Annotated in this window: 24 protein-coding genes and 1 other RNA gene; 13 read left to right on the top strand and 12 right to left on the bottom strand. The window is 39.2% G+C overall.

Annotated elements, in window-relative coordinates; genetic code table 11:
* Nucleotides 1-31: 31 nt before the first annotated feature.
* On the top strand, nucleotides 32-955 hold the full coding sequence (locus JMN12_RS08385; RefSeq protein WP_203138590.1) for a dihydrodipicolinate synthase family protein: 924 nt from the start codon (nucleotides 32-34) through the stop codon (nucleotides 953-955).
* A gap of 81 nt (nucleotides 956-1,036) precedes the next feature.
* Here the strand turns inward: JMN12_RS08385 and JMN12_RS08380 are convergent, their stop codons facing one another.
* The 5 genes from JMN12_RS08380 to mutL all read right to left on the bottom strand — a co-directional run bounded on the left by JMN12_RS08380 (nucleotide 1,037) and on the right by mutL (nucleotide 6,962).
* Entirely contained in the window at nucleotides 1,037-2,743 is a 1,707-nt protein-coding gene (locus JMN12_RS08380; protein ID WP_198472390.1) for a phospho-sugar mutase, read from the bottom strand.
* A 111-nt stretch (nucleotides 2,744-2,854) separates the two neighbouring features.
* The gene (locus JMN12_RS08375) at nucleotides 2,855-3,607 is read right to left on the bottom strand and encodes a carboxypeptidase-like regulatory domain-containing protein (RefSeq protein WP_009414327.1); all 753 of its coding nucleotides are present in this window, start codon (nucleotides 3,605-3,607) and stop codon (nucleotides 2,855-2,857) included.
* Between the two features lie 11 nt (nucleotides 3,608-3,618).
* Nucleotides 3,619-4,326, bottom strand: a complete 708-nt coding sequence (locus tag JMN12_RS08370; RefSeq protein WP_198466571.1) for a carboxypeptidase-like regulatory domain-containing protein — start codon at nucleotides 4,324-4,326, stop codon at nucleotides 3,619-3,621.
* A gap of 20 nt (nucleotides 4,327-4,346) precedes the next feature.
* Nucleotides 4,347-5,108 carry a rhomboid family intramembrane serine protease gene (locus tag JMN12_RS08365; RefSeq protein WP_009414329.1) on the bottom strand — a complete coding sequence of 254 codons (762 nt, stop codon included), beginning with the start codon at nucleotides 5,106-5,108 and terminating at the stop codon, nucleotides 4,347-4,349.
* Between the two features lie 15 nt (nucleotides 5,109-5,123).
* Nucleotides 5,124-6,962, bottom strand: coding sequence for a DNA mismatch repair endonuclease MutL (gene mutL / locus JMN12_RS08360; protein WP_203138579.1), 1,839 nt, complete (start codon nucleotides 6,960-6,962; stop codon nucleotides 5,124-5,126).
* 312 nt (nucleotides 6,963-7,274) lie between these two features.
* Between mutL and JMN12_RS08355 the strand changes: the two genes are divergently transcribed.
* The 4 genes from JMN12_RS08355 to JMN12_RS08340 are packed head-to-tail and all read left to right on the top strand — an operon-like array spanning nucleotide 7,275 to nucleotide 10,767.
* Complete coding sequence (locus tag JMN12_RS08355) at nucleotides 7,275-8,753, top strand: S41 family peptidase (protein WP_203138568.1); 1,479 nt, start codon at nucleotides 7,275-7,277, stop codon at nucleotides 8,751-8,753.
* Nucleotides 8,750-9,790, top strand: coding sequence for a ferredoxin--NADP reductase (locus tag JMN12_RS08350; RefSeq protein ID WP_203138563.1), 1,041 nt, complete (start codon nucleotides 8,750-8,752; stop codon nucleotides 9,788-9,790). Before JMN12_RS08355 ends, JMN12_RS08350 begins: the two co-directional genes overlap by 4 nt.
* 11 nt (nucleotides 9,791-9,801) lie before the next feature.
* Complete coding sequence (gene smpB, locus JMN12_RS08345; RefSeq protein WP_002682121.1) at nucleotides 9,802-10,260, top strand: SsrA-binding protein SmpB; 459 nt, start codon at nucleotides 9,802-9,804, stop codon at nucleotides 10,258-10,260.
* Between the two features lie 24 nt (nucleotides 10,261-10,284).
* Nucleotides 10,285-10,767 carry a hypothetical protein gene (locus JMN12_RS08340; RefSeq protein WP_002682125.1) on the top strand — a complete coding sequence of 161 codons (483 nt, stop codon included), beginning with the start codon at nucleotides 10,285-10,287 and terminating at the stop codon, nucleotides 10,765-10,767.
* Between the two features lie 49 nt (nucleotides 10,768-10,816).
* Here the strand turns inward: JMN12_RS08340 and lysA are convergent, their stop codons facing one another.
* Nucleotides 10,817-12,013 (bottom strand): diaminopimelate decarboxylase, encoded by a 1,197-nt coding sequence (lysA, locus tag JMN12_RS08335; RefSeq protein ID WP_203138562.1) that lies wholly within the window; start codon nucleotides 12,011-12,013, stop codon nucleotides 10,817-10,819.
* Between the two features lie 192 nt (nucleotides 12,014-12,205).
* On the opposite strand from lysA, the gene JMN12_RS08330 reads away from it, so the two are divergent.
* From JMN12_RS08330 to JMN12_RS08315, 4 genes are all read left to right on the top strand, one after another.
* A complete protein-coding gene (locus tag JMN12_RS08330; protein WP_203138561.1) occupies nucleotides 12,206-12,481 on the top strand; it encodes a hypothetical protein in 276 nt (91 codons plus the stop codon).
* A gap of 13 nt (nucleotides 12,482-12,494) precedes the next feature.
* Nucleotides 12,495-13,715, top strand: coding sequence for an aminotransferase class V-fold PLP-dependent enzyme (locus JMN12_RS08325; protein ID WP_203138560.1), 1,221 nt, complete (start codon nucleotides 12,495-12,497; stop codon nucleotides 13,713-13,715).
* A gap of 71 nt (nucleotides 13,716-13,786) precedes the next feature.
* Nucleotides 13,787-15,634, top strand: a complete 1,848-nt coding sequence (locus JMN12_RS08320; protein WP_088594620.1) for a DNA topoisomerase IV subunit B — start codon at nucleotides 13,787-13,789, stop codon at nucleotides 15,632-15,634.
* A gap of 174 nt (nucleotides 15,635-15,808) precedes the next feature.
* Nucleotides 15,809-16,600: a DUF481 domain-containing protein gene (locus tag JMN12_RS08315; protein ID WP_238423857.1), complete on the top strand. Its 792-nt coding sequence runs from the start codon at nucleotides 15,809-15,811 to the stop codon at nucleotides 16,598-16,600.
* Between the two features lie 4 nt (nucleotides 16,601-16,604).
* Here the strand turns inward: JMN12_RS08315 and JMN12_RS08310 are convergent, their stop codons facing one another.
* The gene (locus JMN12_RS08310; RefSeq protein ID WP_203138559.1) at nucleotides 16,605-19,010 is read right to left on the bottom strand and encodes a YfhO family protein; all 2,406 of its coding nucleotides are present in this window, start codon (nucleotides 19,008-19,010) and stop codon (nucleotides 16,605-16,607) included.
* A gap of 6 nt (nucleotides 19,011-19,016) precedes the next feature.
* Nucleotides 19,017-19,418 carry a DUF4834 family protein gene (locus tag JMN12_RS08305; protein ID WP_009414341.1) on the bottom strand — a complete coding sequence of 134 codons (402 nt, stop codon included), beginning with the start codon at nucleotides 19,416-19,418 and terminating at the stop codon, nucleotides 19,017-19,019.
* A gap of 59 nt (nucleotides 19,419-19,477) precedes the next feature.
* Here JMN12_RS08305 and JMN12_RS08300 point away from each other — a divergent pair, with 59 nt between their 5' ends.
* The 4 genes from JMN12_RS08300 to rnpB all read left to right on the top strand — a co-directional run bounded on the left by JMN12_RS08300 (nucleotide 19,478) and on the right by rnpB (nucleotide 22,040).
* Complete coding sequence (locus JMN12_RS08300) at nucleotides 19,478-20,320, top strand: transketolase (RefSeq protein ID WP_198466579.1); 843 nt, start codon at nucleotides 19,478-19,480, stop codon at nucleotides 20,318-20,320.
* Between the two features lie 40 nt (nucleotides 20,321-20,360).
* Complete coding sequence (locus JMN12_RS08295; protein WP_009414343.1) at nucleotides 20,361-20,840, top strand: hypothetical protein; 480 nt, start codon at nucleotides 20,361-20,363, stop codon at nucleotides 20,838-20,840.
* Nucleotides 20,841-20,931: 91 nt separating this feature from the next.
* Nucleotides 20,932-21,693: an endonuclease/exonuclease/phosphatase family protein gene (locus JMN12_RS08290; RefSeq protein WP_088594626.1), complete on the top strand. Its 762-nt coding sequence runs from the start codon at nucleotides 20,932-20,934 to the stop codon at nucleotides 21,691-21,693.
* Nucleotides 21,694-21,735: 42 nt separating this feature from the next.
* Nucleotides 21,736-22,040: RNase P RNA component class A (gene rnpB / locus JMN12_RS08285), an RNA gene on the top strand.
* 92 nt (nucleotides 22,041-22,132) lie between these two features.
* On the opposite strand, the gene JMN12_RS08280 is transcribed toward rnpB, so the two are convergent.
* Genes JMN12_RS08280 through JMN12_RS08265 form a run of 4 tightly spaced genes read right to left on the bottom strand, consistent with a single transcriptional unit; the run spans nucleotide 22,133 to nucleotide 25,848 of the window.
* Nucleotides 22,133-23,050, bottom strand: a complete 918-nt coding sequence (locus JMN12_RS08280) for a UDP-3-O-(3-hydroxymyristoyl)glucosamine N-acyltransferase (protein ID WP_203083168.1) — start codon at nucleotides 23,048-23,050, stop codon at nucleotides 22,133-22,135.
* A gap of 2 nt (nucleotides 23,051-23,052) precedes the next feature.
* Nucleotides 23,053-23,619: an elongation factor P gene (efp, locus tag JMN12_RS08275; protein ID WP_009414345.1), complete on the bottom strand. Its 567-nt coding sequence runs from the start codon at nucleotides 23,617-23,619 to the stop codon at nucleotides 23,053-23,055.
* A 39-nt stretch (nucleotides 23,620-23,658) separates the two neighbouring features.
* Nucleotides 23,659-24,453: an acyl-ACP--UDP-N-acetylglucosamine O-acyltransferase gene (gene lpxA, locus JMN12_RS08270; protein ID WP_009414346.1), complete on the bottom strand. Its 795-nt coding sequence runs from the start codon at nucleotides 24,451-24,453 to the stop codon at nucleotides 23,659-23,661.
* A 6-nt stretch (nucleotides 24,454-24,459) separates the two neighbouring features.
* Complete coding sequence (locus JMN12_RS08265) at nucleotides 24,460-25,848, bottom strand: bifunctional UDP-3-O-[3-hydroxymyristoyl] N-acetylglucosamine deacetylase/3-hydroxyacyl-ACP dehydratase (RefSeq protein ID WP_009414347.1); 1,389 nt, start codon at nucleotides 25,846-25,848, stop codon at nucleotides 24,460-24,462.
* Between the last annotated feature and the right edge of the window lie 3 nt (nucleotides 25,849-25,851).

Raw genomic sequence — 25,851 nt, 5'->3', positions numbered from 1 at the left:
GCAAATCGACAAATTAACAAATTTATAATATATGACATTTGAAAAAATCAATGGGCTCATTGTAGCCCCCTTTACCCCTTTCGACAAAAAAGGCGAGGTAAATTTAGAACCAATCGATCAGTATGCTAAACTCTTACAAAAAAATGGATTGATAGGAGTGTTTATCAACGGTTCATCAGGCGAAGGCTATATGATGACGGTTGAAGAACGTATGAAGATAGCCGAGAAATGGGTATCAGTAGCTCCTCAAGGCTTCAAAGTGATTGTGCACTGCGGGGCAACTTGTATCAAAGATAGCTACAAAATGGCACAACACGCCCAAGAAATTGGAGCTTTTGGTATTGGCGCGATGGCTTCTCCTTTCCCCAAAGCGGGTAGAGTTGAAGAGCTTGTAAAATACTGCGAAGAGATAGCTTGCGGAGCCCCTAACTTGCCTTTCTACTTTTATCATATTCCGGTACTCAATGGAGTGTATTTGCCAATGTTGCCTTTCCTCAAAGCAGCCGATGGTCGTATCCCTAACTTAGCAGGTATCAAATATACTTATGAACCGCTTTATGAGTACAACCAATGTATGCTGTACAACAATGGCAAATACGATATGCTCTACGGCTTAGACGAGACGATTCTCAATGCGCTTGTAATGGGCGGAGCTCGTGGCGGTATCAGCGGTACCGGTAGTTATATAGGTAAAGTGTTGGTAGGCATCATCAATGAATACCACAAAGGCAATATTGCTAAAGCAGCCGAGTTGCAAAACTATGCCCAAGATGTGATAAATGTAATCGCCAAATATCGTGGTAACATCGTATGTGGCAAACGTATAATGAAGTTGCTTGGTTTAGACTTGGGTATCAACCGTACGCCTTTCCAAAACATCACCGATGAAGAAGAAGCTATCATTAAAAAAGAATTGGAAAACATCGACTTTTTTAACAGATGTAATCAACTATAAGTTTTTTCTTTTCACTAAAAGAGAAAGAGCCGGCAGCAATAAACTGTCGGCTCTTTCATTATAAAAAATACTAACTATGAACTACTTTAATTGCAATTCATTTACAATCTTTTGGATTTTATCGTCCAAAATCTTTTGAGTTGCTTCAAAAGCATCTACACTGCTCAAAGGCGTATTTACACTGAAATAGAACTTAATTTTAGGTTCTGTACCACTGGGGCGTGCTGCCACACGAGTGCCTTTATCGGTGTGATAGATAAGCACATTCGATTTAGGAACGTCTATATCTTCTACTTTGCCAGTAAGTGGGTGGAATGCCTTAGATGATTGGTAATCACAAATGAGACTTACTTTTTCTCCATTAATTTCTTTCAACGGATTTTCGCGTAAGTCTTTCATCATTTGGGCAATTTCTTCTGAGCCTGAAATACCTTTTTTTACCAAGGAAATGAGATATTCTTTGTAGAAACCGTATTTGGTATAAGCGTGTAGCAATTCTTTGTAGAACGAACTGCCTTTAGCTTTAGCGAATGCTGCAATCTCGCAAGCTAATAGAGTAGCAGTTACCGCATCTTTATCGCGTACAAAATCGCTTACCATATAGCCAAAACTTTCTTCACCACCACCTATAAAAGTGAGCTTAGGGAAATCTTTAATCATTTTGGCAATCCATTTGAAACCTGTAAGTCCTTCTTTGTATTGCACTTTGTAAGCATTAGCAATCGCGTGAACCATAGGGGTCGAAACGATGGTAGAAGCGACAAACTCATTACCTTTAAATCCTTTTTTGCTTTGTTGTTCCAATAGGAAGTCGGTCATCATTACCATTGTTTGGTTACCGTTAAGCAGTACCATTTTGCCGTGAAGGTCGCGAACAGCTATACCTATACGGTCACAATCTGGGTCGGTACCTATTACGATATCCGCTCCTATTGCGTCTGCTTTTTTGAGTGCCAACGTAAGCGCTTCGGGCTCTTCAGGGTTAGGTGATTTTACGGTAGGGAAATTACCATCGGGTACAGCTTGTTCTTCTACGATATGTACATTGGTAAATCCTGCGCGTTTGAGCACATCGGGTACCATTGTAATAGAGGTACCGTGTAAAGAAGTAAAAACAATTTTGAGTTTGTCTTTCTCAGGAGCATTGAAGTCGCCGTGTTTGATAGATGCTTCGGCAAAAGCATTGTCAAGTTCTTTGTCGATGTAGTGAATAAGACTCTCATCGGCGTTGAATTTGATATCTTTGAAGTCGAGTGCTTCAATAGCTTTCATAATATCACCGTCTTCGGGCGGTACGGTTTGTCCGCCGTCTTGCCAATACACTTTATAACCGTTGTATTCTGGTGGGTTGTGAGAAGCGGTAAGCACGATACCTGCTTGGCATCCTAAGTAGCGTACGGTGAAGGATAGTTCAGGAGTAGGACGAAGGTCGGAGAAGAGAAATACTTTTATGCCATTAGCCGCAAACACATCGGCTACTACTTTGGCAAATTTTTTAGAGTTGTTGCGGCAGTCGTGAGCGATAGCTACTTTTATTTCTTGGTTAGGGAAACATTTTTTGAGGTAGTTGCTCAATCCTTGGGTATTTTTTCCTAACGTGTATTTGTTGATACGGTTGGTACCGATACCCATAATTCCACGCATACCTCCTGTGCCAAACTCTAAGTTCTTGTGGAAAGCTTCGTTGAGTTCATCGGGATTTCCATCGATGAGGGCTTGAACTTTACTGCGGGTTTCTGCATCAAAAGTGTCAGAAAGCCACGCTTTTGCTGTGTCAATACTTTTCATAAAATCAATAATAAAGGCTGACTCCTAATTATATATTTTATCAGCGTTGTTTTTCGTTAGCAAAGGTACGAATATTTTTTTAATTAGCAAATCTGTTAATTAGCAAATTTACTAATTTTGAGAATTTTTCAATTCATTCCACCATTCGTATAGCATAAATTCTAATTCCTTTTTTTCTTTCCGTTCTACAAGGCGATGCGCTTCGGGTTTCTCCATTACATAATAAGCCAAAGTGCCTATTTCTTCTTCAGTTAGATGATGTTCGTTCTTGAGGTAGTTATTCATCTCATTTACAATATAGTGTGCTACCATCAAGTTCTTTTCGTTGATAACTTGTTGTTTGATAATTTTTGCTTTACCATTCAGCTGATTGATAATAGCTATAAAATTTATCCCTACATTTCCTACTAATAATTTATAGAGGGTGAGTTTATCTACTTGAAGAATATCTGTATTGGCATATTCTCGTTTTTCTTCCCAAGTGCGCTCTTTGGGGGTATGTTGTAGGATTCCTAAACTTTGAGCAGTTATTTTAGGTCTTTCACTCACACTTACTTCGTCTAAAATAATCGTAACGTCGGTCATTTTTAGAGTGACCAATCGCTGAAAATCCATTTGAGTAAGACTGCGATAGAGAGTTTTCTTACCCACAAAAGTAGCCTTGAGCGTATGTCCTTTTTGAGCTTCTATTGAAAACGAACCTTCTGCATCGGTAGTTGTGTAATGTTGATTGTCGATGTTTTGAATATGTACCCCTTCTATAGGTGCATTATTGTAGAACACCTTTCCTCTAACGCGCGTCGCTTCTTGCCCCCTTGTTACAAAGGAGATGAACAGGAGTAATATGAGGAAAAAATCTCTCATCTGTTGAGTAATCAATTGCTTGCTTGTGCGGCTCGTAATTCATTCCACGCTTCTAAAAGCATAAATTCCATTGGTTTGTTGTCTTTTTTGCGTACAAGCTCGTGAAAATCGGGGCGTTCCATTACAAAATAAGCTAAAATATCTATCTCTTCTTCGTTTAATTTGAGCTCTTTTTGTAGAAAAGGAGCCATATTTTCACGAATATAATGTGCTACAGCCAAGTTCTTTTCGTTAGCTACTATTTTTTTGATAATCTTTTTTTGTCCTGACAAAGTATTTAGAATTGAGACAATACCCAATCCCTTGCTAGCATATAGTCGTTTTTCAGCAAAAGTGCGCTCTTGAGGGGTATGTTGTAAGATACCTAAATCTTGAGCTGATAGTTTGCGATATTGTGAGACTTCTACCTCATCCAATTGGTTTACAGCTACGTTCATTGTGATATTAAGCCCTCCAAAGCCAAAATCGGTTTTGGTAAGTACACGGTATACAGTTTCCATTCCCACAAAAGTAAATTGTAAAGTATGGCGTTCACGCGCTTTAAGGGTAAAATAACCGTTGGCATCGGTAGTGGTGATGGCGTGAGTATAGAGGTTTAGCACGTGTACCCCCGATAGCGGAATTGTGTCGTGCATTACCCTGCCCCGCACCTCTGTCTGTGCCCATACATTGGTACCGTACCAACACAATACAAATATGAATATAAATAATCGCTTCATCGCTTGTTATTTGTTATTTGTTACCTGAATCTGTCCCACCTATTCTTATCGAAACTGTGCTTTTTCCAATACAACATAATGAGGAAACCGATGAGAGCGCCTCCCACGTGAGCAAAGTGAGCGATATTGCCTCCAAAGATAGAGAAACCTGTAAAACCTGAGATGAGGTCTAAGCCTACAAGTATAGGAATAAAATAGCGTGCAGCAATAGGGTAAGGCACGAAGAATAACATCAGTTTAGCATCGGGGAAGAACATAGCAAAAGCCACCAATATACCATAAATAGCCCCTGAAGCGCCTACTGTAGGGGTAGCTATAGCTGCTGCCATATTGTCAAAAGTACTCTTATTGATAATCGTTTCCCACATAGGCAAATATTTTCTGTCGGAAAGAGCACTGATTACTTCTTCGGTTGATACACCTACATTTTGAAGAGCTTCCAATCCTTGATGTACATAGTAATAATTAATTATAGTATGCAGTAAAGCCGCGCCTATACCACAAGAGAAATAGAAGAAGAGAAACTTACCGCGCCCCCATATATTTTCAAGAGGAGTACCAAAAGCCCACAGTGCATACATATTGAACAATAGGTGGGTAAAACCTCCGTGCATAAACATATAGCTCACATATTGCCACCACCCAAAATGAGTATTCTCAAAATAATGAAGTGCCAACAGTTGTGTGAGGTCTATATTTGGAATAAGATGCAGTTCTGTAATGAGTAACAACACTGCATTGATGATAATTAGGTGTAATACTGTTTTTGATATTCTTTCCATATTTAAATTAGCAAATTAGTTAATTAAGTTATCAATTTCATTTGTTGATAAACTGTAGTAAATTCGCTTTCCAAAAGGCGAAATTAACACTTCTTGACAACTAAACAAATTATTTATCAAAGTTTCTTGTTCTTCTTCACTGAGCACCTGCCCTGTTTTTACAGCTAAACTTTTGCATAAGGCTTTAGCAAATGCTTCTTTTTGAGTATTTTCGGTAGTAGGGAGCGCCTCTATATGCTGCTGCAATAGTTCGTTGAAAATATTAGGTATCTCACTATCAGTAAGATGTAAAGGAATGCCACTTACTACTACCTTGTCGCTCTCTATAGCAAACATAAATCCACTGCTTTCAAAGAGATCGCGCAACTGGGTGATTACTTCTAATTCGTGAGGTGCAAAAGATAGTTCGTAAGGAAACATCAGCTGCTGTACTGCTGTGTGAGAAGATTGTAGGTTCTTCATAAAATCTTCAAACAAAATGCGTTGGTGTGCCCTATTGCAGTTGATGATAATGAGTTCTCCTCCCAAAGTAGTAACTAAGTATTTTTTAGCTAATGCGATGATTTTCTTACCCTGATTTTTAGCAGGTTCGGCTTCAAAGAGTGAGCTCACAATAGTTTCAGAAGCCGACGTATCTACCGCCGATTCAATTCCCGTGTACAAACTTTCCCACGAGGCTGTTTTTTTAGGATAATTACCAAAATTGGAGCTACTTCTGCTACTGCTCCGGCTTTCGTACTCTTCTTTAAACGGATTGAAATTGGGGTCTACTTGTATTCTGGGAAATTCAGGGGTTTTATCTTTGTAGTTATACGGAATATCAAAAGTAGGGTCTTTGCTAAAATCGAGTGTAGGAGCAATATTAAACTGACCTAAACTGTGTTTCACTGCCGATTTTAGCAAAGCGTAAATGCTGTGCTCTTCCTCAAATTTGATTTCAGTTTTTGTAGGGTGGATATTGATGTCTATCGTGGTAGGGTCTACCTCTAAAGAGATGAAATACTCTGATTTTTGGTCGGCGTGGATAAGCCCCTCATAAGCGGCTGTAATAGCGTGGTTGAGGTATTGATTTTTCACAAATCGGTGGTTCACCATCAAGAATTGCAAGTTTTTAGTCTTTGCTAAATATTCAGGTTTTACAATAAACCCACTGATTTTCACTAAAGGAGTATCTTCGGCTATGATAGGCACTAATTTTTCATTGGTTTTTCCTCCAAACAGATGCACAATACGTTGGCGGAAATTGGTAGCTGGTAGGTTGAAGAGTTCGTTACCATTGTTGTACAGATAGAAGTGAATGGCGGGGTGAGCTAAGGCAACGCGGTGAAACTCATCGAGTATATGGCGAAATTCCACTGTATCCGATTTTAGAAAGTTGCGACGTGCTGGAATATTGAAAAAGAGGTTTTTCATCGCAATACTCGTACCCGCAGGACATACACAAGGCTCTTGGCGTGTGATTTTACTCCCCTCGATGTGTATTTCGGTACCTAACTCATCCTCAGGGCGTTTGGTTTGCATCTCCACGTGGGCAATGGCAACGATAGAAGCGAGGGCTTCTCCGCGAAATCCTTTAGTTTGCAAGTGAAAAAGGTCTTCAGCTTTTTGTATTTTAGAAGTTGCGTGACGCTCAAAAGCCATACGTGCATCGGTAGTACTCATTCCTATACCGTTGTCTATCACCTGCACAAGTGTTTTACCTGCATCTTTAATGAGCAGTTTTATTTCGGTAGCGCGGGCATCGATAGCATTCTCCAGCAGTTCTTTCACCGCCGAGGCTGGCCGTTGAATCACTTCTCCTGCCGCTATTTGGTTGGCTACGTGGTCGGGTAATAAACGGATTATATCACTCATTCAATTTACAATTATCAATTAACAATTAACATAGTAAAAATAACTAAAAAGCTGTTGCTTACTATGGTTCTCTCTCCTCTTTATAAGGTATTCATATAAAAAATAACAGCCTATATATGTTGAGAATAAACTCCATAATAGTAGAAAATATTGGATGCTTTCTCATCAAAAAAAGTAGCTTTTGTGAATTGCCCCCTTCCCTTCGGGAGGGGGAACGGGGGTAGGCTTTTAAAAACGAATACCCTATCTTATTTATTAAAAATTTTTGCAAATATAAAAAAAGTATTACTTTTGTAGAAAATTATTTTAAAAATGAAACGTCTTTTTTTATATACCATCATCACAATCAGTTTATTATCCTGTGTAAAAGACCCAGTAGAGAATGCTAATTCCTCTATTTTAGGCGCTTCCGACTATACAGGGAATGATGTAGATTTACGCGTACGTGATTTTATTTGGAAAGGGTTGAACGCTTACTATTTGTGGCAAGCCGATGTACAGAATTTGCAAGACAAGCGTTTTGGTTCTCTACCTGATACCAAAGCCGATAAAAACAAAAGTTACACCCAGTTTTTGAAGAGCTTTAGTGATCCTAAGGATTTGTTCTATAATGGCTTACTCAATAATTATAAACGAATAGACCGCTTTAGCTATATCACCGATAATTACACCGATCTCGAAAACCACTTCAAGGGGATTACTGCCAACTTGGGGATGAATTATACGATTGGATTGGTTCAAAAATTAGGGATTTATTTGGCGTATGTGCGCTATGTAGTACCTAATTCCGATGCCGAAAGATTAGGTTTACAACGTGGAGATGTGATATTGAGTGTCAACGGGCAACAACTTACGCGCACTAATGCCCAACAACTGTTGCAAAAAACGCCTATCATCTCTTTTGCTACTTACAGATTTGTGAATGATAAATTCGAACCTACCGGAAAAACCTACACTCTACGCCAAGAACAAACCCCCGAAAACCCTGTGCTCATTCATAAAGTATTCAATAAAGGGGGTAAAAAAATAGCTTACTTAATGTATAATGCCTTTGTAGCCGATTTTGATGAGGCTCTCAACAACGCTTTTGCCGACTTCAAAGCGCAAGGTGTTACCGACCTTATTCTCGATTTGCGCTACAACGGTGGTGGAAGTGTAAGTACAGCTACCTATTTAGCCTCAATGATTACCGGTCAGTTTGCAGGGCAGGTATTTGCCGTTGAACGCTGGAATAGCAAAGTGCAGCCCTATCGAGGAAATTCTCGTGAATATTTCACCGATAACATAGTGAAAGATAGTAGAAAAATAGCAATTAACAGCTTGCGAATGAGCAAGGTATATATCATAACTTCCGAAAATACTGCTTCAGCTAGTGAGTTGGTAATCAATGGGCTAAAACCTTATATCCAAGTAGTACAAGTAGGAGCCACTACTATAGGTAAAAATCAGGGGTCAGTTACAATTTACGACTATATTGATGCGCAAGGAAAAGTGAAAAACCCTAAACACAAATGGGCAATGCAACCTTTGGTGATGAAAATAGAAAACGCTAAAGGGGTAGGCGATTATGTAAATGGTTTGTCTCCTGATATTTTTATAGAAGAAATAGGTAGTAATTTAGGAGTGTTAGGTGATGAAAGTGAGCCGCTTTTAGCTCGTACATTACAAGAAATTACAGGTATTAATACCTCTGGCAGAGCCCCTCTATCAACCGCTAAAACATCTTTTTCCTTTGAAGCGCTCTGCACCTCAACTTCAGGCTACTTCGGCTTAAACGAAATGTACAAATGAATAAATTCCACGAACTAACAATATCCAAAATCACACACCTCACTACTTCATCGGTAATGATTACCTTTGAGGTACCCGAGCTATTAAAAAAAGTATTTAGCTTTGAGGCTGGTGAATACCTTACTCTACAACAAACCATCAACGGACAAAAAGTACGTCGTGCTTATTCCATTTGTTCAGGAGTGAATGAGGATGAATTGAGCGTTGCTGTGAAACGCGTACCCAACGGATTATTTTCTACTTATGCCACTACCCAGCTCAAAGCAGGCGATGTATTAGAAGTGATGCCGCCTATGGGCTCGTTTGTTTTTTTCTACGATATTTTTGGAAATCGCGATATTATGCTTTTTTCGGCAGGAAGTGGCGTCACTCCTATGATGAGTATTGCCAAAACTGCTTTAGCAAAAACCAATATTAAAGTGGTGTTTGTCTACGGTAATAAATCTAAAGAAGAAACCTTGTTTTTTGACGAAATTGAGGCTTTAAAAGCGCAATACCCCGACCGTTTTTTGGTGCATTATGCCTTTAGTCAAGAACCTTGGGGCGACCACTATACAGGGCGTATCAACGATAGAATAGTGAATGAACTTTTTACTAAGTACAAAGATTTCAATTGGGGGCGTTACTACGCTTGTGGCCCTACCGAACTCGTGAAAAACCTCCGTGAAATACTCCTGTTGAGAGGTATTGATAAAGACCGTATTTTCACCGAACTCTTTGAAGCTTCACCCGCCGATGTTGATTACAGCTCCCTGCAAGGCAATGTAGCCATTACACTACAACTCAATGGCAAAACTCATACTTTTGAGAGTGCACGCAACCAAACGCTCCTAAACTCTGCTCTTTTTCGCGGTTATGATGCACCTTACTCCTGCCTCAATGGTGTGTGTAGTAGCTGCATCGGTAAGGTAGAAGAAGGAGAAGCTAAAATGGCAAAAAATGAAGTGCTCAACGACGAACAAGTATCGCAAGGCTATATCCTCACTTGTCAAGCTTATGCGATGACTGATAAAATAAAAGTGAGAATTCCAGGATAAAATCTCTATATATGAAAATTCAGAAAACAGTACAGATACTCAACAAACGTGCTAAGTTTGAATACGAAATTCTCGACAAATACACAGCGGGAATCGTGCTCGTGGGTACCGAAATAAAATCAATAAGGTTAGGAAAAGCCTCTATAGCTGAGAGCTTTTGTGAGTTTAATGACAAAGGTGAACTATTTGTAATCAACTCTACTATCGAGGCCTATGATTTTGGTACGCACTACAACCACCGCCCTAAAACAGAACGCAAATTGCTCTTACAGAAAAAAGAATTGCGCAAACTCAATAAAGAAGTGAAAAATAGCGGACTCACCATTGTGCCGCTCAAACTTTTTATCAACGACAAAGGTTTAGCAAAAATGGACATTGCTTTAGTGCGAGGTAAAAAACTATACGATAAACGCGAAACCATCAAAGACCGCGACAACAAGCGCAATTTAGACCGATTAATGAAACACTAACCTAATACCACAAACCTAAAAAAAATGTATAAAGAATTTAAACAACTCCCCGATGATGCCCGTGTGTGGATATACCAATGTAACCGCAGTTTTACGGAAGATGAACAAGCGCAATTGCGCACTCAGTTAGAAGATTTTATAAGCCATTGGATGGTACACGGCAAGGAATTGCTTTCCTCTTTTGAATTGCGTTACAACCGCTTTATTGTGATAGGAGCCTCTCCTGATGCTCACGGTGTAGGCGGCTGCTCTCTTGATGTTTTAGCGCGTTTCATTCAGGATTTAGAAGCCCAGTACAATGTCACTTTGCTCGATCGTATGAATGTGAGTTACCGTCAAGGGGAACATATTGCATATAAAAACCTCGCCGATTTCAAGAAGATGGTAAAAGATAAAGCTGTATCGGCTCAAACTATAGTATTCAACAATTTGGTAAATACCAAAATAGAATACGAAGAAAATTGGGAAGTGCCTTTAGAAGATAGCTGGCACAACCGTTTTTTGTAATTAGCAAATTAGCAAATGTGAAAATTTGCTAATTTGCTAATTTCTTAAATCAATATATTTGGTTTCGTACTAAATCTTCAAAAGTCTCTGCTTTTCTGATGAGTTTCGCCTCACCATTTTGCCACAATACTTCAGCAGGACGCAAACGTGAATTGTAATTGCTTGCCATTGTATAGCAATATGCCCCTGCATTATGGAAACAAAGAATGTCTCCTTCAGTAATTTCAGCTATTTGTCGGTTAGAAGCAAAAGTATCTGTCTCACAAATATAGCCCACTACCGAATAGAAGCGTTTTTTACCCTCAGGATTAGAGAGGTTTTCAATATAGTGAGTTGCCCCGTAGAACATAGGGCGGATGAGGTGATTAAAACCTGAATCAATACCCGCAAACACAGTGGAAGTAGTTTGTTTCACCACATTCACTTTCACTAAAAAGCGTCCTGCCTCACTTACTAAAAATTTACCAGGTTCAAAAGCCAATGTAAGGTCGCGCCCGTATTCTTTACAGAACTCCGCAAATCGTGTACTCAGGCGTTCGCCTAACTCCTCTATATTTGTTTGTATATCCCCCTCTTTATAAGGCACTTTAAAACCACTTCCAAAATCTATAAATTGCAAGTCCTTAAAGTTCTTTGCTGTTTCAAAGAGTATTTCGGCAGCATAAAGAAATACATCTATATCTAAAATATCGCTACCCGTATGCATGTGGATACCGTTGATGTGCATTTTTGTATTCTCTACAATGCGCAAGATATGAGGAATTTGGTGAATACTAATTCCAAATTTACTATCAATATGCCCCACCGAAATATTGCTGTTACCCCCTGCCATTACGTGTGGGTTGATGCGAATGCACACTGGTACTTCAGGGTGTTGCGTGCCAAACTGTTCCAAGAACGAAAGGTTATCTATATTCAGCTGAACGCCCAAACGCATCGCCTCTTCAATCTCACTCATTGATACCCCATTAGGAGTAAAGATAATTTGTTCAGGAGCAAAACCTGCTAATAAACCTAATTGTACCTCTTGGATAGAAACGGTATCAAGTCCAGCACCTAAACTCTTCATCAGTTTCAAGACAGCAATATTAGAAAGCGCCTTCATTGCATAGTTGATACGCAATTTAGGTATTGAGGCAAAAGCATTGGAAAGACGTTGATATTGACTGCTAATTTTTTCAGCATCATATACATACACAGGATTTCCGTAGGTATGCGCTATATTCAGTAAGTCTTCTGTTTTCATTTTTTATTTTTCTAATTAAGACCGCAAAGGTAGTAATAATTTGGCAATTAGCCAATTTGTCGATTAGTAAATCACTCATAATTAGCTATTAGTTGTTACTTATTTTTTTGGGTTACTAAATCAAAAATAAAATTATAAGAGTCGTTTTTTCAATTTTTTGCTTTATATTTGCACAATGAAAAATAAATCTCAATGTCTCGTAGTTATAAAAAAGCCATTTTTAAAGATAGTGGAATAGGTAGAAAAGCCTATCATCGCATTGTAAGGCGACACAATGGTACAATTCTAAAAACAAAGATAAAGCACAATATTCTTTTAGATAACACTGAAATAGAGATTGAGCTAAAAGATGCTAAGACTATTGTAAATAGCTATAACTATTGTGATTGGAAAACAAATTGGGAACAAAACACTAAATTGAAAAAACTTCTTTCTCGAGAACAATTAAACAAGTGGAGAAGAAAATAAATCTCACAAAAAAATGAAAACCATCTCTGAAATACGCGCAGATTTTCCTATACTCAACCGCACAATCCACAATCGTCCGCTCATCTATTTTGATAACGGTGCGACCTCTCAAACGCCTACCTCTGTGATTGAGGCGATAGTACATTACTATACATACCAAAACGCGAATATCCACCGTGGAGTACACACCCTTAGTCAAGAGGCTACTGATGCTTATGAGCAGGCACGACAGAAACTACAACGCCATTTTAACGCTCGTAAATCTTCCGAAATTATTTTTACAGCAGGTACGACTCACGGCATCAACTTGGTTGCCAATGGCTATGCTGCTCTTATGAAAGACGGTGATGAGGTGATTATTTCGGCTTCAGAACACCATAGCAATATAGTACCTTGGCAGTTGGCTTGTGAGCGAAGTGGGGCTACCCTAAAGGTAATCCCAATGAATGAGCAGGGTATTTGGGATATGCAAGTCTATAGCGGACTGCTTAATGAACGCACACGAGTGGTATGTGTACAACACGTATCAAATGCGTTGGGCAATATACATCCTATTGCTGAAATTATAGCCCAAGCACATTGTGTAGGGGCTGTTGTATTGGTAGATGGAGCGCAAGCAGCTCCGCACCTCCAACCCGATGTGCAAGCCCTTGATGTAGATTTCTATGCTGTATCGGCTCATAAAATGTATGGACCTACGGGCGTAGGTGTACTCTATGGCAAAGAAGAATTATTGTTGCAATTGCCTCCTTATCAAGGAGGAGGAGAGATGATTAAACAAGTGCAATTTGAAAAGAGCACTTATGCTGATTTGCCTTATAAATTTGAAGCGGGTACACCCAATATTTGTGGCGGTATTGCCTTTGGTGCTACTATTGATTACATACACTCCTTAGGTATAGAGGCTATAGCGGCTCACGAACATCAATTGTTAGCTTATGCCATTGAAAAGCTGCAAACTATAGAAGGGATTATCCTCTATGGCAACCCCGATTTAACACAACGTACAGCAGTTATATCTTTCAACTTGCAGGGGGTACACCCTTACGATGTAGGGGTGATTCTCGACCAATTAGGGATAGCAGTACGCACAGGGCACCATTGTGCGCAACCTATTATGGATTTTTATCAAATCCCAGGTACAGTGCGAGCGAGTTTTGCTGTATACAACACTTTTGAAGAGATAGATACTTTCGTGGAGGCTGTAAAAAAAGCTCAGAGGATGCTCTGCTAATTTATGAATCGACTAATTGACTAATTGACAAATTATTACTACCTTTGCCCCCTCAAACACCTAAAATCATTATGGAAGAAGTAAGATATGACGAGGATAGCATTCGCTCTCTCGACCCCTTAGAACACGTACGTTTACGCCCTGGTATGTACATCGGAAAGCTGGGAGATGGCTCTTCAGCTGATGATGGTATCTATGTGCTCCTCAAAGAAGTAATAGATAATAGCATCGACGAGTTTATAATGGGTGCGGGTAAAACCATCGACGTAAAAATCAACGATAATAAAGTGGAAGTACGCGATTATGGTCGTGGTATCCCTTTAGGAAAAGTAGTAGATGTAGTTTCTAAAATGAATACAGGGGGTAAATATGACTCTCGTGCGTTTAAGAAATCTATCGGACTCAATGGAGTGGGTACTAAGGCCGTGAATGCTCTTTCGGCTTACTTCAAGGTAGAATCGATACGCGATAATCAATCAAAATCAGCATCTTTTGAAAGAGGTATTTTAAAAGAAGAATCTCCTATAGAAGAAAGTACTAAAAGACGCGGTACAGGAATCGTTTTCATTCCTGATGATACCATCTTCAAAAACTTTAAATTTCGCAATGAGTATGTGGTGCGTATGCTCAAAAACTACGTATACCTCAACCCAGGGCTCACAATCAACTACAACGGCGAAAAGTTCTATTCTGAAAACGGACTTCGCGACCTTTTAGCTGAAAATAACAACGAAGAAGATTTCCTATACCCTATCATCCACCTCAAAGGCGAGGATATAGAGGTCGCTATTTCACATAGCAAAACCCAATACAGCGAAGAGTACTACTCATTTGTAAATGGACAAAACACCACGCAAGGAGGTACGCACCTCAACGCTTTCAAAGAGGCCTATGTGAAAACCATTCGCGATTTCTACAAAAAGAATTTCGACCCTTCAGATGTGCGTAAATCTATCATCGCAGGGCTTTCTATCAAAGTAATGGAACCTGTGTTCGAGAGCCAAACAAAAACCAAATTAGGTTCTACCGAAATGGGTGAAGGAATGCCTACAGTGCGCACTTATATCAATGACTTCATAAGCCGAAATTTAGATGATTTCTTGCATAAAAATAATGAAATTGCCGATGCTATCTTGCGAAAAATTATGCAAGCACAACGCGAACGCGAAGAATTGGCAGGTATTCGCAAATTAGCCAAAGATAGAGCTAAAAAAGCAAACTTACACAATCGCAAACTCCGCGATTGCCGTGTGCATCTCACTGATACCAAAGATGAACGCGCTCTTCAAAGTACCTTGTTCATCACCGAGGGGGATTCAGCATCGGGGTCTATCACCAAGTCGCGTGATGTAACTACCCAAGCAGTCTTTTCACTGCGCGGTAAGCCGCTTAATACTTACGGGATGACCAAGAAAATAGTGTATGAAAATGAAGAGTTCAACCTTTTGCAAGCAGCTTTAAACATCGAAGATTCTATGGACGACCTCCGTTATAACAATATCGTAGTCGCCACCGATGCCGATGTAGATGGTATGCACATTCGCTTGCTACTTATCACTTTCTTTTTACAATTCTTCCCAGAAATCATCAAAGAGGGACACCTATATATATTGCAGACACCTTTATTTCGTGTGCGCAATAAGCAACAGAAGATATACTGCTATAGCGAAGAAGAAAAACAAGCCGCTATAGAAAAACTCAAAGGAAAACCTGAAATTACCCGATTTAAAGGATTAGGTGAAATCTCTCCTGATGAGTTTAAAGATTTCATAGGTGAAGATATCCGTTTAGATCCTGTGATGATGGATAAATCTATTCATACTGAGCAGCTTTTAGAGTTTTATATGGGTAAAAATACTCCTGATCGCCAAGAGTTTATTATCAACAATCTAAAAGTAGAAATCGATAATTTCGAGTAAAATAAGGTTGTAGTACGACGGTTAAACGATTTTTTTCATCTGATAGTAATAAAGTTTACAACGAATATACCATAACATACAATTGAAAATCAGATTTTTGTGATATTAAAATTTTGTTTGTTTGATAATTATTTGTATCTTTGTAGCAACTTTTTCTTATAAAAGACTATTTAAATGAGAATTTTTAAGTACTACCTATTATTAATGGGATTGTATAGCACCTCATTACAAGCTCAAATCATTTTTACTGAAAGCCTTGCCCCTGCAATTGACACGACAAAGGTGTGGCAGGGGAGCATTGCACCTGAAATAAATTTTAAAACAGAGAAAGACAATTTTTTTCAAGTGAAAAACAATACCAATGTGAGTATTCTGCTAAGTAATAAAAAGGCTTTTACACTTCTCAATCAGATAGAGATTACTACTATTGGCAATACTGTGAATGTGAGTAATGGTTTTATACATATTGAATACCGTTATTTAGCCAAACCAAGATGGGAAATATATCCTTTTACTGAAGCTGTATGGGTACCCAGTAGAGGATTGCTATTGCGTATTGCTTCAGGAGGGCAATCGCGTTATCACTTTGTGCAATCAGAGCATTTCGTTTGGACAGGAGGTATTGGTTTTTTTTATGAATATGAGAAGTGGAATATGGATGGCGTACCTAACCTTACAGTACCCAATGAAACACGTGAGCAGCAAACCATCAAAGCGCGTTTTGCAATGGGGTTAAAAGTAATCTTTACCGAAAAATGGAACTTCACTACCAGCGGCTACTTACATTCACGTTTAGACAGCAATGTAAAGAATCCGCGTTTTGCCTATAGTTTTGACCTCAAACATCACTTTAACGAACATTTTGGAGCATGGCTCTCTTATCAAGCAATCCAACACACTAAACCTATCTTCCCTATCAAAAAACTCTACGCTGTAGTAACAGGAGGCATTTTCTTTACGTGGTAAATTATTAATCTTTTGTTTTATTCTTCTTCGTTTGCCACACGATGCCCCCTACAAGCCATAACATTAATAATATAGCACCTACTAAACTGAGACTACTACCTGTTTTTACTATTTGAGGTTCAAAAGCAAAACGTATTTCGTGTTTGCCAGCGGGTACAGAAAGCGCTCTCAAAGTATAGTTTACACGATAAATAGGCACTTCTTTGCCATCGATAGTAGCTTTCCAGCCGTGAGGGTAGTACATTTCGGAGAAAACTGCCAAACCATTGTGAGGATTGTTACTTTCGTATATCAGTTCATCAGGACGTACATTTTTTAGTGTAATCACTGCAGTTGTATCAACAGTGTATTGTGTGGGGAGGGTTGTTTTCAAATCATTGGCTGTTGCCAAAGCTTCTTGAGCAGGTTTAAATTTCTCTAAAGCCTGCATTACCTCATCATCATTATTTTTTAAACTGAGTTGTTTTACAAACCACGCACTGCCTAAAGCATCATCATTATGTATGGGTTGCATTTGTCCTTCTTGGTTACGCAAAATTATATATTTCACGTTCAGCATATTGAGGACTTCCATATTACCTTTAGCGATTTGGTAATCAAAAAGTTCCTGCAAGCGTTTGGGTTTGGCAGCGTGATAGCCTCCAATAGAATGGTGGAAATACGAAGTGCGTGCCCCATTGATCCCCACTTGAGGTTCATAAACACGATAATAACTCTTATCTTGCAGAATTGCTCTATCAGCAGCGGTTTCCTCGAAAGGATTTTCTATTTGGTATTTATCTACAAAACTATCTTTATTCACATAGCGTTTGGCTACCCCTCCCAAATCAAAGAAAAGCAAGACTAAAAGTGCAATTTGCATTCCCCTAAGTGGGATTTTTTTGTATTGATAGAGAAACAAAGCTAAAGCAGTAAGGAGGAAAAGCACTGTACTTCTCAACACATCGGCGGTATAGATGCTCTTGCGGTCTTCCACTATAGCTTGAAGTATTTGTTGGTTTGCATAGTAACTATCGTTAGCGCCTTGAAAGTCTAAGAATCCTTTGGCTAACAAAAGTACTCCCATTAATCCTAAGCAAATATAAAGGGTGTGAAGTAGGTATTTTTTGCGTTGTTCTTCTTCTGTTTTAAGGAATTGTTGCAGTCCGACGATTGCCAATATAGGCACACAGAGTTCCAAGAGCACTTGTATAGACGATACGGCTCTGAACTTGTTGTAGAGCGGAAAATAGTCAATCATAAAATCGGTAAGGATACCAAAATTTTTACCCCAAGAGAGCACAAGAGCCATTAATGAACCTGCCAAGAGCCACCATTTGAGTCGGTTTTTCACTACAAAAAGAGCTAACACAAAGAGGAAGAACACTACTGCACCTATATAGGCAGGAGCGGCTACCAAAGGTTGGTCACCCCAATAGGTAGGTAAATGTTTTGTTTCGTTGAGAGCTTGTTCAGGAGGCGCTCCTAATTGCAATAAAACTTCGTAAGTATGAGAATCTTTACCTAAATCTTCACCGTTAGAGCCTCCTAATAAGCGAGGCACAATGAGGTTCAGCGATTCGGTGATACCATAACTATATTCGGTGATATAGTCGTGAGAGAGTCCGCTACTTTGTTTTTTAGGCGTTCCTTCTGGAGTAAAAGTGAGTGTAGATTTACTGCGCGTACTCCAATCGGCATATTCGCTGGTAGTGAGTAGCAGGGTAGCATTGGCGAGCACGCTCACCACCACAGCCCCCACAAGTACAGCAGTTGCTTTTGCAAAATCATTGAGTTGTTTATCTTTAACAGCTTTATAGAGCAATCCAGCGCCTAAGAGCAGTACTAAAAGAAGTAGGTAGTACGTCATCTGGAAGTGGTTGGCAGAGAGTTCTAAAGCCAAAGCCACTGCTGTGAGCAAGCCTCCCCAAAGGTATTTCCGCTGAAAAACCATCAAGATACCCGCCAATACGGGTGCAAAATAAGCAATAGCGTGTGCTTTAGAGTTATGTCCTGCCTCTAAGATGATAATCAGGTAAGTAGAAAGCCCAAAAGCAATAGCCCCCAAGAAAGCATTTTTGTAATCTACTTTGAGCACCAAGAGCAAAATATAAAACCCTACGAAGTATAAAAAGAGGTAATCGGCAGGACGTGGCAAGAAGCGTAGTGTCCTATCCAATTGTTTTACAAGGTCGTTAGGGTACTGCGCCCCCAATTGATAGGTAGGCATACCACCAAAGGCACTATTCGTCCAATAGGTTTCTTTGTTTTCTGTTTGGCGGTAGTCGTTGCGTTCTTTTGCCATACCCGTGTACTGAGCAATATCACTTTGGAATATGCCTTTCCCCTGCAATACGGGATAGAAAAAAGCGAGCGCAATGACTGCGAATAGCGCAATTATAACAATGTGGGGGGTAATTTTCTTTGCCATTGTGAATTAAATTTCTTCGTAATCGATATATTCGCCTACTTGCTTGGTAGCTTGAGGGTTTTTAGAATGAGGATTGTTATTGATAATTGTTTGTTCTCCAGCTTGTCGCTGAGAGCGATTTTGCTGGTAAGCATTTTGTTGGTATTGATTTTGAGCGCGTTCAAATTCCTTTTGCATTCTTTGGCTCATCCGAGTGAGGAAAAAGCGCATTATAGAAGGAGCAAAAGCGCGCATAAGGATTCTTATCCCCAAGAATATCAATATAATAATCAGGATTGTTCGTATAAATCCTGTGAAAGAAGCTTCTGCCATCATTTCTATTTTTTTAGTTTCATTGGGGCAAAGGTAGAAAGAAATTAGCAAATTAGCAAATTTATAAATCTCAGTATATTTTTGTTCGTTATTCATTGTTAATTATCAATTATTTTCTACCTTTGCCACATCAAAATATAAAACGAAGAAATACAATGAATATCCAACAACTTACCGACCTTACTACGCAGGTGCGTAGAGATATCCTCAGAATGGTTCACAAAGTAAATTCAGGACACCCAGGAGGCTCTTTGGGCTGTGCCGAATTTCTCGTTTGCCTCTACAACGAGGTAATGGACATAAAACTTCCTTTTACAATGGACGGCAAAGACGAGGATTTATTTTTCCTCTCTAACGGACATATATCTCCCGTATTTTACAGCGTATTAGCCCGCCGTGGCTTCTTCCCTATAAGCGAACTAAATACTTTCCGCTTGCTCAACTCACGCTTGCAAGGACACCCTACTCCTCACGAAGGTTTGGAAGGCGTACGCGTGGCTTCAGGCTCCTTAGGACAAGGTCTTTCGGTTGCCATTGGGGCAGCTCTTGCTAAAAAACTCAACGGCGACAAGCACCTTGTATATACTCTTCACGGCGATGGCGAACTACAAGAAGGACAAATATGGGAAGCCGCTATGTACGCAGGCGGTAAAGGGGTAGACAACCTCATCGCTACAGTTGATTACAACCACAAACAGATTGACGGTCCTACTGATGTTGTAATGCCTTTAGGTAACCTTCGCGCTAAATGGGAAGCCTTTGGCTGGCAGGTAATCGATATTGAAAAAGGCAACGATATTGCTTCTATCTTAAAAGGATTGGCAGATGCCAAAGCCTTAACCGGCAAAGGTAAACCCGTGTGTATCTTGCTCCACAGCGAAATGGGGAATGGCGTAGACTTTATGATGGGCACTCACGCTTGGCACGGCAAGGCTCCTAATGACGAGCAATTGGCTAAAGGTCTAGCACAGAACCCTGAAACGTTGGGCGATTATTAATTAGCAGATTAGCAAATTAGAAAATTAAAAATTGATATTTATGGCTGAAATTACTGAAAGATTAGCTGATAGTGAAGAAAAAGAAGAGCTTTTAGCTTTGAAAGAAAAAGCTATTGACTTGCTAAAAGAAAATAATTTCGCTTGTGATGAAAGCAATCCTAAAGAAGTAGCTACTTCTTTAAGACATTTTATTGATGCTTATAAAGAGCAAAAAGTTACTACCGATACCTTAGCATACGACAAGGTAGATTTAGCTTATGGTTTAGGAGAATTATTTGCTAATGCAGTAATGAATTTCTATCAATGGGAGTATTTCTATCTTGATAAAGGCAACGATGTCGCTGGTTTTGCAGTAGTAAATCCTAATAAAAAATGGTATATCTTTGTTCATCATTATCTCTACGATTTACTTTTTGATGAAGAAAAGGAAAACAACCTATTACTAAATTTCAATATGCTTGAAGCAAGTGTATTAACACCTTATGAAAAACCTAATCAAAAGTATATAGGGTTAAGTTAAGAATTATACGTAATATAAACTACTTTGTCAAAGTCCTTAAAGCCTACCGTGCTACGGTCTTTGGCAAAGTTTTTTTATTATTAAAGAAACTATGTACAAAATTGCTACTTGGAATGTTGAGCGTCCTAAAAAAGGAACTCAAAAAACAGCTCTTGCCATAGCAAAAATTGAAGAACTCAACGCCGATGTTTTAGTACTTACTGAAAATGCTACTAGTATATCATTAACGGAATTATATCCGTTTTCTGTACATTCTTTAGCTTATGAAAGAACTCCTGAAGAACATTGGGTTTCTATCTTCTCTAAATGGCAAATCACTGAACAAATACAAACTTTCGACAACTACCGAACAGCTTGTGCTGTAATAAAAGCACCTTTTGGGGATATTACTGTTTTTGGGACAATTATTCCTTACCATCAAGCAGGAGTATCAGGAGTTAGGTATGGAAATTTAGGGTATAAACAATGGGAATATCACGAAAAAGACTTGCACCAGCAGGCTAAGGATTGGCAACGTATTACAGAAGAAACTCAAAACCCTTTATGGGTAGTGGGTGATTTTAACCAAAGCCGATATAACCATCAAGGATATGGCACTGAAAAAGTAAGACAACTACTTTCTGATTATCTCAAGAAACTAAATTTAACTTGCGTAACAGAAGGAGACCTCTCCCCTTTTCTACACCCTGATCCTATTAAAAACAAGATAAGAAATAACATAGACCATATTTGTATTTCCAATTCCTTTATCAAAGAAATGAAAGAATATCAAGTAGGAGCTTGGGATCATTTCAATGAAGAGGGAAAATATATGTCCGACCACAATGGAGTTTTTATTAGTTTTGAGATTTAAAATTTGTCAGTAAAGATATTTTAATTATTTTTGCATAAGAAAAGAGCAAATCAGCTTATCGCTACGAAAGTAGAGGAAAGTCTGGACACCACAGAGCATCATAGCGGGTAACACCCGTCCGCCGCGAGGCGAGGACAAGTGCAACAGAAAGAATGTATGGGTAATGCCATAGTGAAATCAGGTAAACTCTATGAGGTGCAACGCCGCGTAAACCAGCGTTTGAGGGTTGCTCGCCCGATGTTGGAGGGTAGGCGGTTAGAGCTAATGAGCAATCATTAACCGAGATAAATGATAAGCACTTATCAGCAATGATAAGTACAGAATCCGGCTTATGATTTGCTCTTTTTTTATGGTCTAAAAGAAAAGGGGAGGCTGTCCGAAAAGTTTAGTTTAAACTTTTAAGGACAGCCTCTTTTTTATCAAATTATCTAATTTAAATCTATTTACAATTGATAAGTTGTTTGAGCGCGCTCATTTCCTTATACTTTTCACGGGCCTCCCCAGCAGGATAACCAAAGTAAGTTTGTCCGCCCTCTAACGATTTAGAAATACCACTTTGGGCTAAAATCACTGCTTTTTCACCTATGGTGATTCCGCTGGTCATTCCCACTTGCCCCCAAATAGTTACTTCGTTTTCTATCACTACACAACCTGCAATGCCTGTTTGTGAAGCGATGAGGCACTTCTCGCCTACTACCGTATCATGCCCTATGTGCACTTGGTTATCTATCTTAGTTCCTTTCTTGATAGTGGTATCACCTGTTACTCCTCTATCAATGGTACAAAGGGCACCTAAATCAACATTATCTTCAATTACTACACGACCGCCAGACTTGAGTTTATCAAAACCTTCAGGGCGTTTTTTGTAATAAAAAGCATCTGCTCCGAGCACTGTACCGGCGTGAATAGTTACATTATCACCTATTACACAATCATCGTAAATACTCACATTGGAATGGATACGACAGTTATTACCTATTACTACATTGTTACCCACAAAAGTACCTGGTTGTACTACTGTATTTTCACCTATACGAGCTGAAGGTGCTATGAGTGCTGTTGCTTTTTGGAAAGGTTTAAAAAAATCGGTGAGTTTATTGAAATCGCGAAAAGGGTCATCGGAGATTAAAAGAGCTTTCCCTTCCGGACATTCCACTTCTTTATTAATTAGTACAATGGTAGCCTTAGAGTGCAAAGCTTTTTCGTAATACTTAGGATGATCTACAAAAACTATATCACCAGCTTGTACGACGTGAATTTCGTTCATTCCAAGTACTGGAAAATCTTTTGCTCCGACGTATTTTGCATTGATAATAGTCGCTATTTGTTCAAGAGTATAAGGTTGTGGGAAGCGCATAATTAGTCTTTCATTCTTTCGACGTAAGTACCTTTTTCAGTTTCTATTTTAATACGGTCGCCTTCGTTGATGAAAAGAGGTACATTGACAGTAGCTCCTGTTTCGACAGTAGCAGGTTTGGTGGCATTGGTAGCGGTATTACCTTTAACACCAGGTTCTACGTGTGTAACAGTGAGGATAACATTAGCAGGCATTTCTACTGAAAGAGGAGTTTCGTCTTCGGCATTGAAGATTACCATCACAGTTTCACCTTCTTTAAGCAAATCGGGGTAATCGAGCATATCTTTACGGATGTGCACTTGGTTGAAGTCGTCGTTATTCATAAATACGAATTCATCACCTTCGGCATATAGATATTGGAAAGAGCGAGTTTCGACACGTACATCTTCAATTTTGTGACCGGCAGAGAAAGTGTTGTCGAGGATTTTACCTGTGGTAACACTTTTGAGTTTGGTACGCACAAAAGCAGGACCTTTACCTGGTTTTACGTGTAGGAATTCAATGATTTTGTAGATATCGTGATTGAAGCGAATGCACAATCCTTTTTTAATGTCTGCGGTTGTTGCCATTTATTTTATTTTAAGTTATTTGTTTTTAGTTTTAAGTTCTTAGTCTTTTATTAATTCACCGTGATAGCCTTTCATAATGCCGTGTTGAGAGCGACGGACAAATTGCAAAATTTCATCGCGTTCGACGGTAGCTTCCATTTCGGCTTCTATATAGTCCAAAGCGTGAGAAGTACTAAGTTTTTTTTGGAATAGTACGCGGTAGATATCTTGTATTTCGCGTATTTTCTCGGTAGTAAAGCCACGGCGATGTAACCCTATAGAGTTGACTCCAACATAAGAGAGAGGGTTTCGAGCAGCCTTCACATAAGGAGGAACATCTTTGCCTACAAGTGAACCGCCAGTTACAAAGGCATAACTCCCAATAGAGCAAAACTGATAGACAGCCGTCATACCAGCCATCACAGCACAATTACCAACAGTTACGTGCCCTGCAAGAGTAGTACCGTTAGAGAAAATACAATTATCACCAACAATGCAATCGTGAGCGATATGAGAGTAAGCCATTATTAGACAATTATTACCGACTACGGTTTTCATACGATCGACGGTACCTTTGTTGATAGTTACGCACTCTCTAATAGTAGTATTATCACCTATGTGAGTAGTGGTTTCTTCACCTTTATACTTGAGGTCTTGTGGAATGGCAGAGATAACAGCTCCAGGGAAAATTTTGCAGTTTTTCCCGATACGTGCGCCCTCCATAATGGTTACGTTAGGTCCTATCCAAGTGCCTTCACCTATTTCTACATTTTTACTAATTGTAGTAAAAGGTTCAATCACTACATTTTTAGCGATTTTAGCATCGGGGTGGACATAAGCTAAAGGTTGAATCATATACTTTTATTTTACTTTAACAATTTGAGCCATCAGCTCAGCTTCGGTAGCTAACTTGCCATTCACATAAGCGTAGGCTTGCATGTGACAAATACCACGGCGAATAGGGGTTAGCAATTCTAATTTAAATATAAGGGTATCCCCTGGTACCACTTGTACCTTGAACTTCGCATTATCGATTTTCATAAAGTAAGTGAGGTAGTTTTCGGGGTCGGGGACGGTACTGAGTATCAAGACACCTCCGGTTTGAGCCATTGCTTCAATTTGGAGTACTCCAGGCATTACAGGAGCTCCGGGGAAGTGCCCTACGAAGAAAGGTTCGTCCATTGTTACGTTCTTTAAGCCCACGACATGTTTATCGGAAAGTTCAAAGATTTTGTCGACCAACAAGAATGGTGGACGGTGAGGTAACAATTTCATTATATCAACAGTGTTGAGCAAGGGAGGTTGATTGATATCTATAGAAGGAACGTTGTTACGACGTTCATTTTTTATAATCTTAGAAAGTTTCTTAGCAAATTGGGTATTGGTGAAGTGCCCAGGTTTAGTAGCAATCACTTTTCCGCGAATGCGTGTACCTACCAAAGCCAAATCGCCTATTACATCTAATAGTTTATGACGAGCAGCTTCGTTAGGGTAATGCAAAGTAAGGTTATCAAGCACTCCGTTAGGTTTTACAGAAATATTATCTTTGTTGAAAACCTTTTTGAGTTTTTGCATTGTACTATCAGAGATTTCTTTATCTACATAAACAATAGCGTTGTTCAAATCTCCACCTTTAATCAAACCGTGGTCGAGCAAGGCTTCAAGCTCGTGCAAGAAACTAAAAGTACGAGCATCGGCTATTTCGGTTTTAAATTCGGAAAGTTTATTGAGGTAAGCATTTTGAGTACCCAATATTTTAGTACCGAAATCTACCATTGTAGTCACTTGGTATTCCTCGGCAGGGATGAGAGTAATCTCACTACCTGTTTCTTCGTTTACATAAGTAATTACTTGTTTTACTATATACTCATCTCGTTCGGCATCTTGAGGAGTGATACCTGCTTTTTCAATAGCTTCTACAAAGTATTTAGAGGAACCGTCCATAATAGGAGGTTCAGAGGAGTTGAGCTCAATAATCACATTATCCAAATCCATACCGACGAGCGCTGCTAAGATGTGCTCACAAGTTTGGATTTTCACCCCTTTTTTTTCTAAGACTGTGCCACGTTCAGTACTTGCTACATAGGTAGCATCCGCTTCGACAACAGGGTTTCCTTCTAAATCGGTACGTACAAAGGTAAAACCATTGCCTACTGAAGCTGGTTTAAGCACCATTTTTACTTGTTTACCAGTATGTAACCCGATGCCTTCTAAGGTAATTTCTTTGGATAAAGTATTTTGCTTTATCATAGT

The organism is Capnocytophaga genosp. AHN8471, assembly GCF_016806945.1.
GTDB lineage: Bacteria > Bacteroidota > Bacteroidia > Flavobacteriales > Flavobacteriaceae > Capnocytophaga > Capnocytophaga periodontitidis.
This window is presented reverse-complemented; position numbering and strand designations above follow the sequence as displayed.

What these genes read in the sequence shown, in the direction of transcription:
- JMN12_RS08290 (WP_088594626.1), top strand. Translation starts at nt 20,932, where the DNA reads ATGTACAAAATTGCTACTTGGAATGTTGAGCGTCCTAAAAAAGGAACT.
- lpxA (WP_009414346.1), bottom strand. Translation starts at nt 24,453, where the DNA reads ATGATTCAACCTTTAGCTTATGTCCACCCCGATGCTAAAATCGCTAAA.
- smpB (WP_002682121.1), top strand. Translation starts at nt 9,802, where the DNA reads ATGAAAATTCAGAAAACAGTACAGATACTCAACAAACGTGCTAAGTTT.
- JMN12_RS08350 (WP_203138563.1), top strand. Translation starts at nt 8,750, where the DNA reads ATGAATAAATTCCACGAACTAACAATATCCAAAATCACACACCTCACT.
- JMN12_RS08325 (WP_203138560.1), top strand. Translation starts at nt 12,495, where the DNA reads ATGAAAACCATCTCTGAAATACGCGCAGATTTTCCTATACTCAACCGC.
- mutL (WP_203138579.1), bottom strand. Translation starts at nt 6,962, where the DNA reads ATGAGTGATATAATCCGTTTATTACCCGACCACGTAGCCAACCAAATA.
- JMN12_RS08310 (WP_203138559.1), bottom strand. Translation starts at nt 19,010, where the DNA reads ATGGCAAAGAAAATTACCCCCCACATTGTTATAATTGCGCTATTCGCA.
- JMN12_RS08370 (WP_198466571.1), bottom strand. Translation starts at nt 4,326, where the DNA reads ATGAAGCGATTATTTATATTCATATTTGTATTGTGTTGGTACGGTACC.
- JMN12_RS08320 (WP_088594620.1), top strand. Translation starts at nt 13,787, where the DNA reads ATGGAAGAAGTAAGATATGACGAGGATAGCATTCGCTCTCTCGACCCC.
- JMN12_RS08330 (WP_203138561.1), top strand. Translation starts at nt 12,206, where the DNA reads ATGTCTCGTAGTTATAAAAAAGCCATTTTTAAAGATAGTGGAATAGGT.
- JMN12_RS08315 (WP_238423857.1), top strand. Translation starts at nt 15,809, where the DNA reads ATGAGAATTTTTAAGTACTACCTATTATTAATGGGATTGTATAGCACC.
- JMN12_RS08305 (WP_009414341.1), bottom strand. Translation starts at nt 19,418, where the DNA reads ATGAATAACGAACAAAAATATACTGAGATTTATAAATTTGCTAATTTG.
- JMN12_RS08265 (WP_009414347.1), bottom strand. Translation starts at nt 25,848, where the DNA reads ATGATAAAGCAAAATACTTTATCCAAAGAAATTACCTTAGAAGGCATC.
- JMN12_RS08385 (WP_203138590.1), top strand. Translation starts at nt 32, where the DNA reads ATGACATTTGAAAAAATCAATGGGCTCATTGTAGCCCCCTTTACCCCT.
- JMN12_RS08355 (WP_203138568.1), top strand. Translation starts at nt 7,275, where the DNA reads ATGAAACGTCTTTTTTTATATACCATCATCACAATCAGTTTATTATCC.
- JMN12_RS08280 (WP_203083168.1), bottom strand. Translation starts at nt 23,050, where the DNA reads ATGCGCTTCCCACAACCTTATACTCTTGAACAAATAGCGACTATTATC.
- JMN12_RS08300 (WP_198466579.1), top strand. Translation starts at nt 19,478, where the DNA reads ATGAATATCCAACAACTTACCGACCTTACTACGCAGGTGCGTAGAGAT.
- lysA (WP_203138562.1), bottom strand. Translation starts at nt 12,013, where the DNA reads ATGAAAACAGAAGACTTACTGAATATAGCGCATACCTACGGAAATCCT.
- JMN12_RS08295 (WP_009414343.1), top strand. Translation starts at nt 20,361, where the DNA reads ATGGCTGAAATTACTGAAAGATTAGCTGATAGTGAAGAAAAAGAAGAG.
- JMN12_RS08380 (WP_198472390.1), bottom strand. Translation starts at nt 2,743, where the DNA reads ATGAAAAGTATTGACACAGCAAAAGCGTGGCTTTCTGACACTTTTGAT.
- efp (WP_009414345.1), bottom strand. Translation starts at nt 23,619, where the DNA reads ATGGCAACAACCGCAGACATTAAAAAAGGATTGTGCATTCGCTTCAAT.
- JMN12_RS08375 (WP_009414327.1), bottom strand. Translation starts at nt 3,607, where the DNA reads ATGAGAGATTTTTTCCTCATATTACTCCTGTTCATCTCCTTTGTAACA.
- JMN12_RS08340 (WP_002682125.1), top strand. Translation starts at nt 10,285, where the DNA reads ATGTATAAAGAATTTAAACAACTCCCCGATGATGCCCGTGTGTGGATA.
- JMN12_RS08365 (WP_009414329.1), bottom strand. Translation starts at nt 5,108, where the DNA reads ATGGAAAGAATATCAAAAACAGTATTACACCTAATTATCATCAATGCA.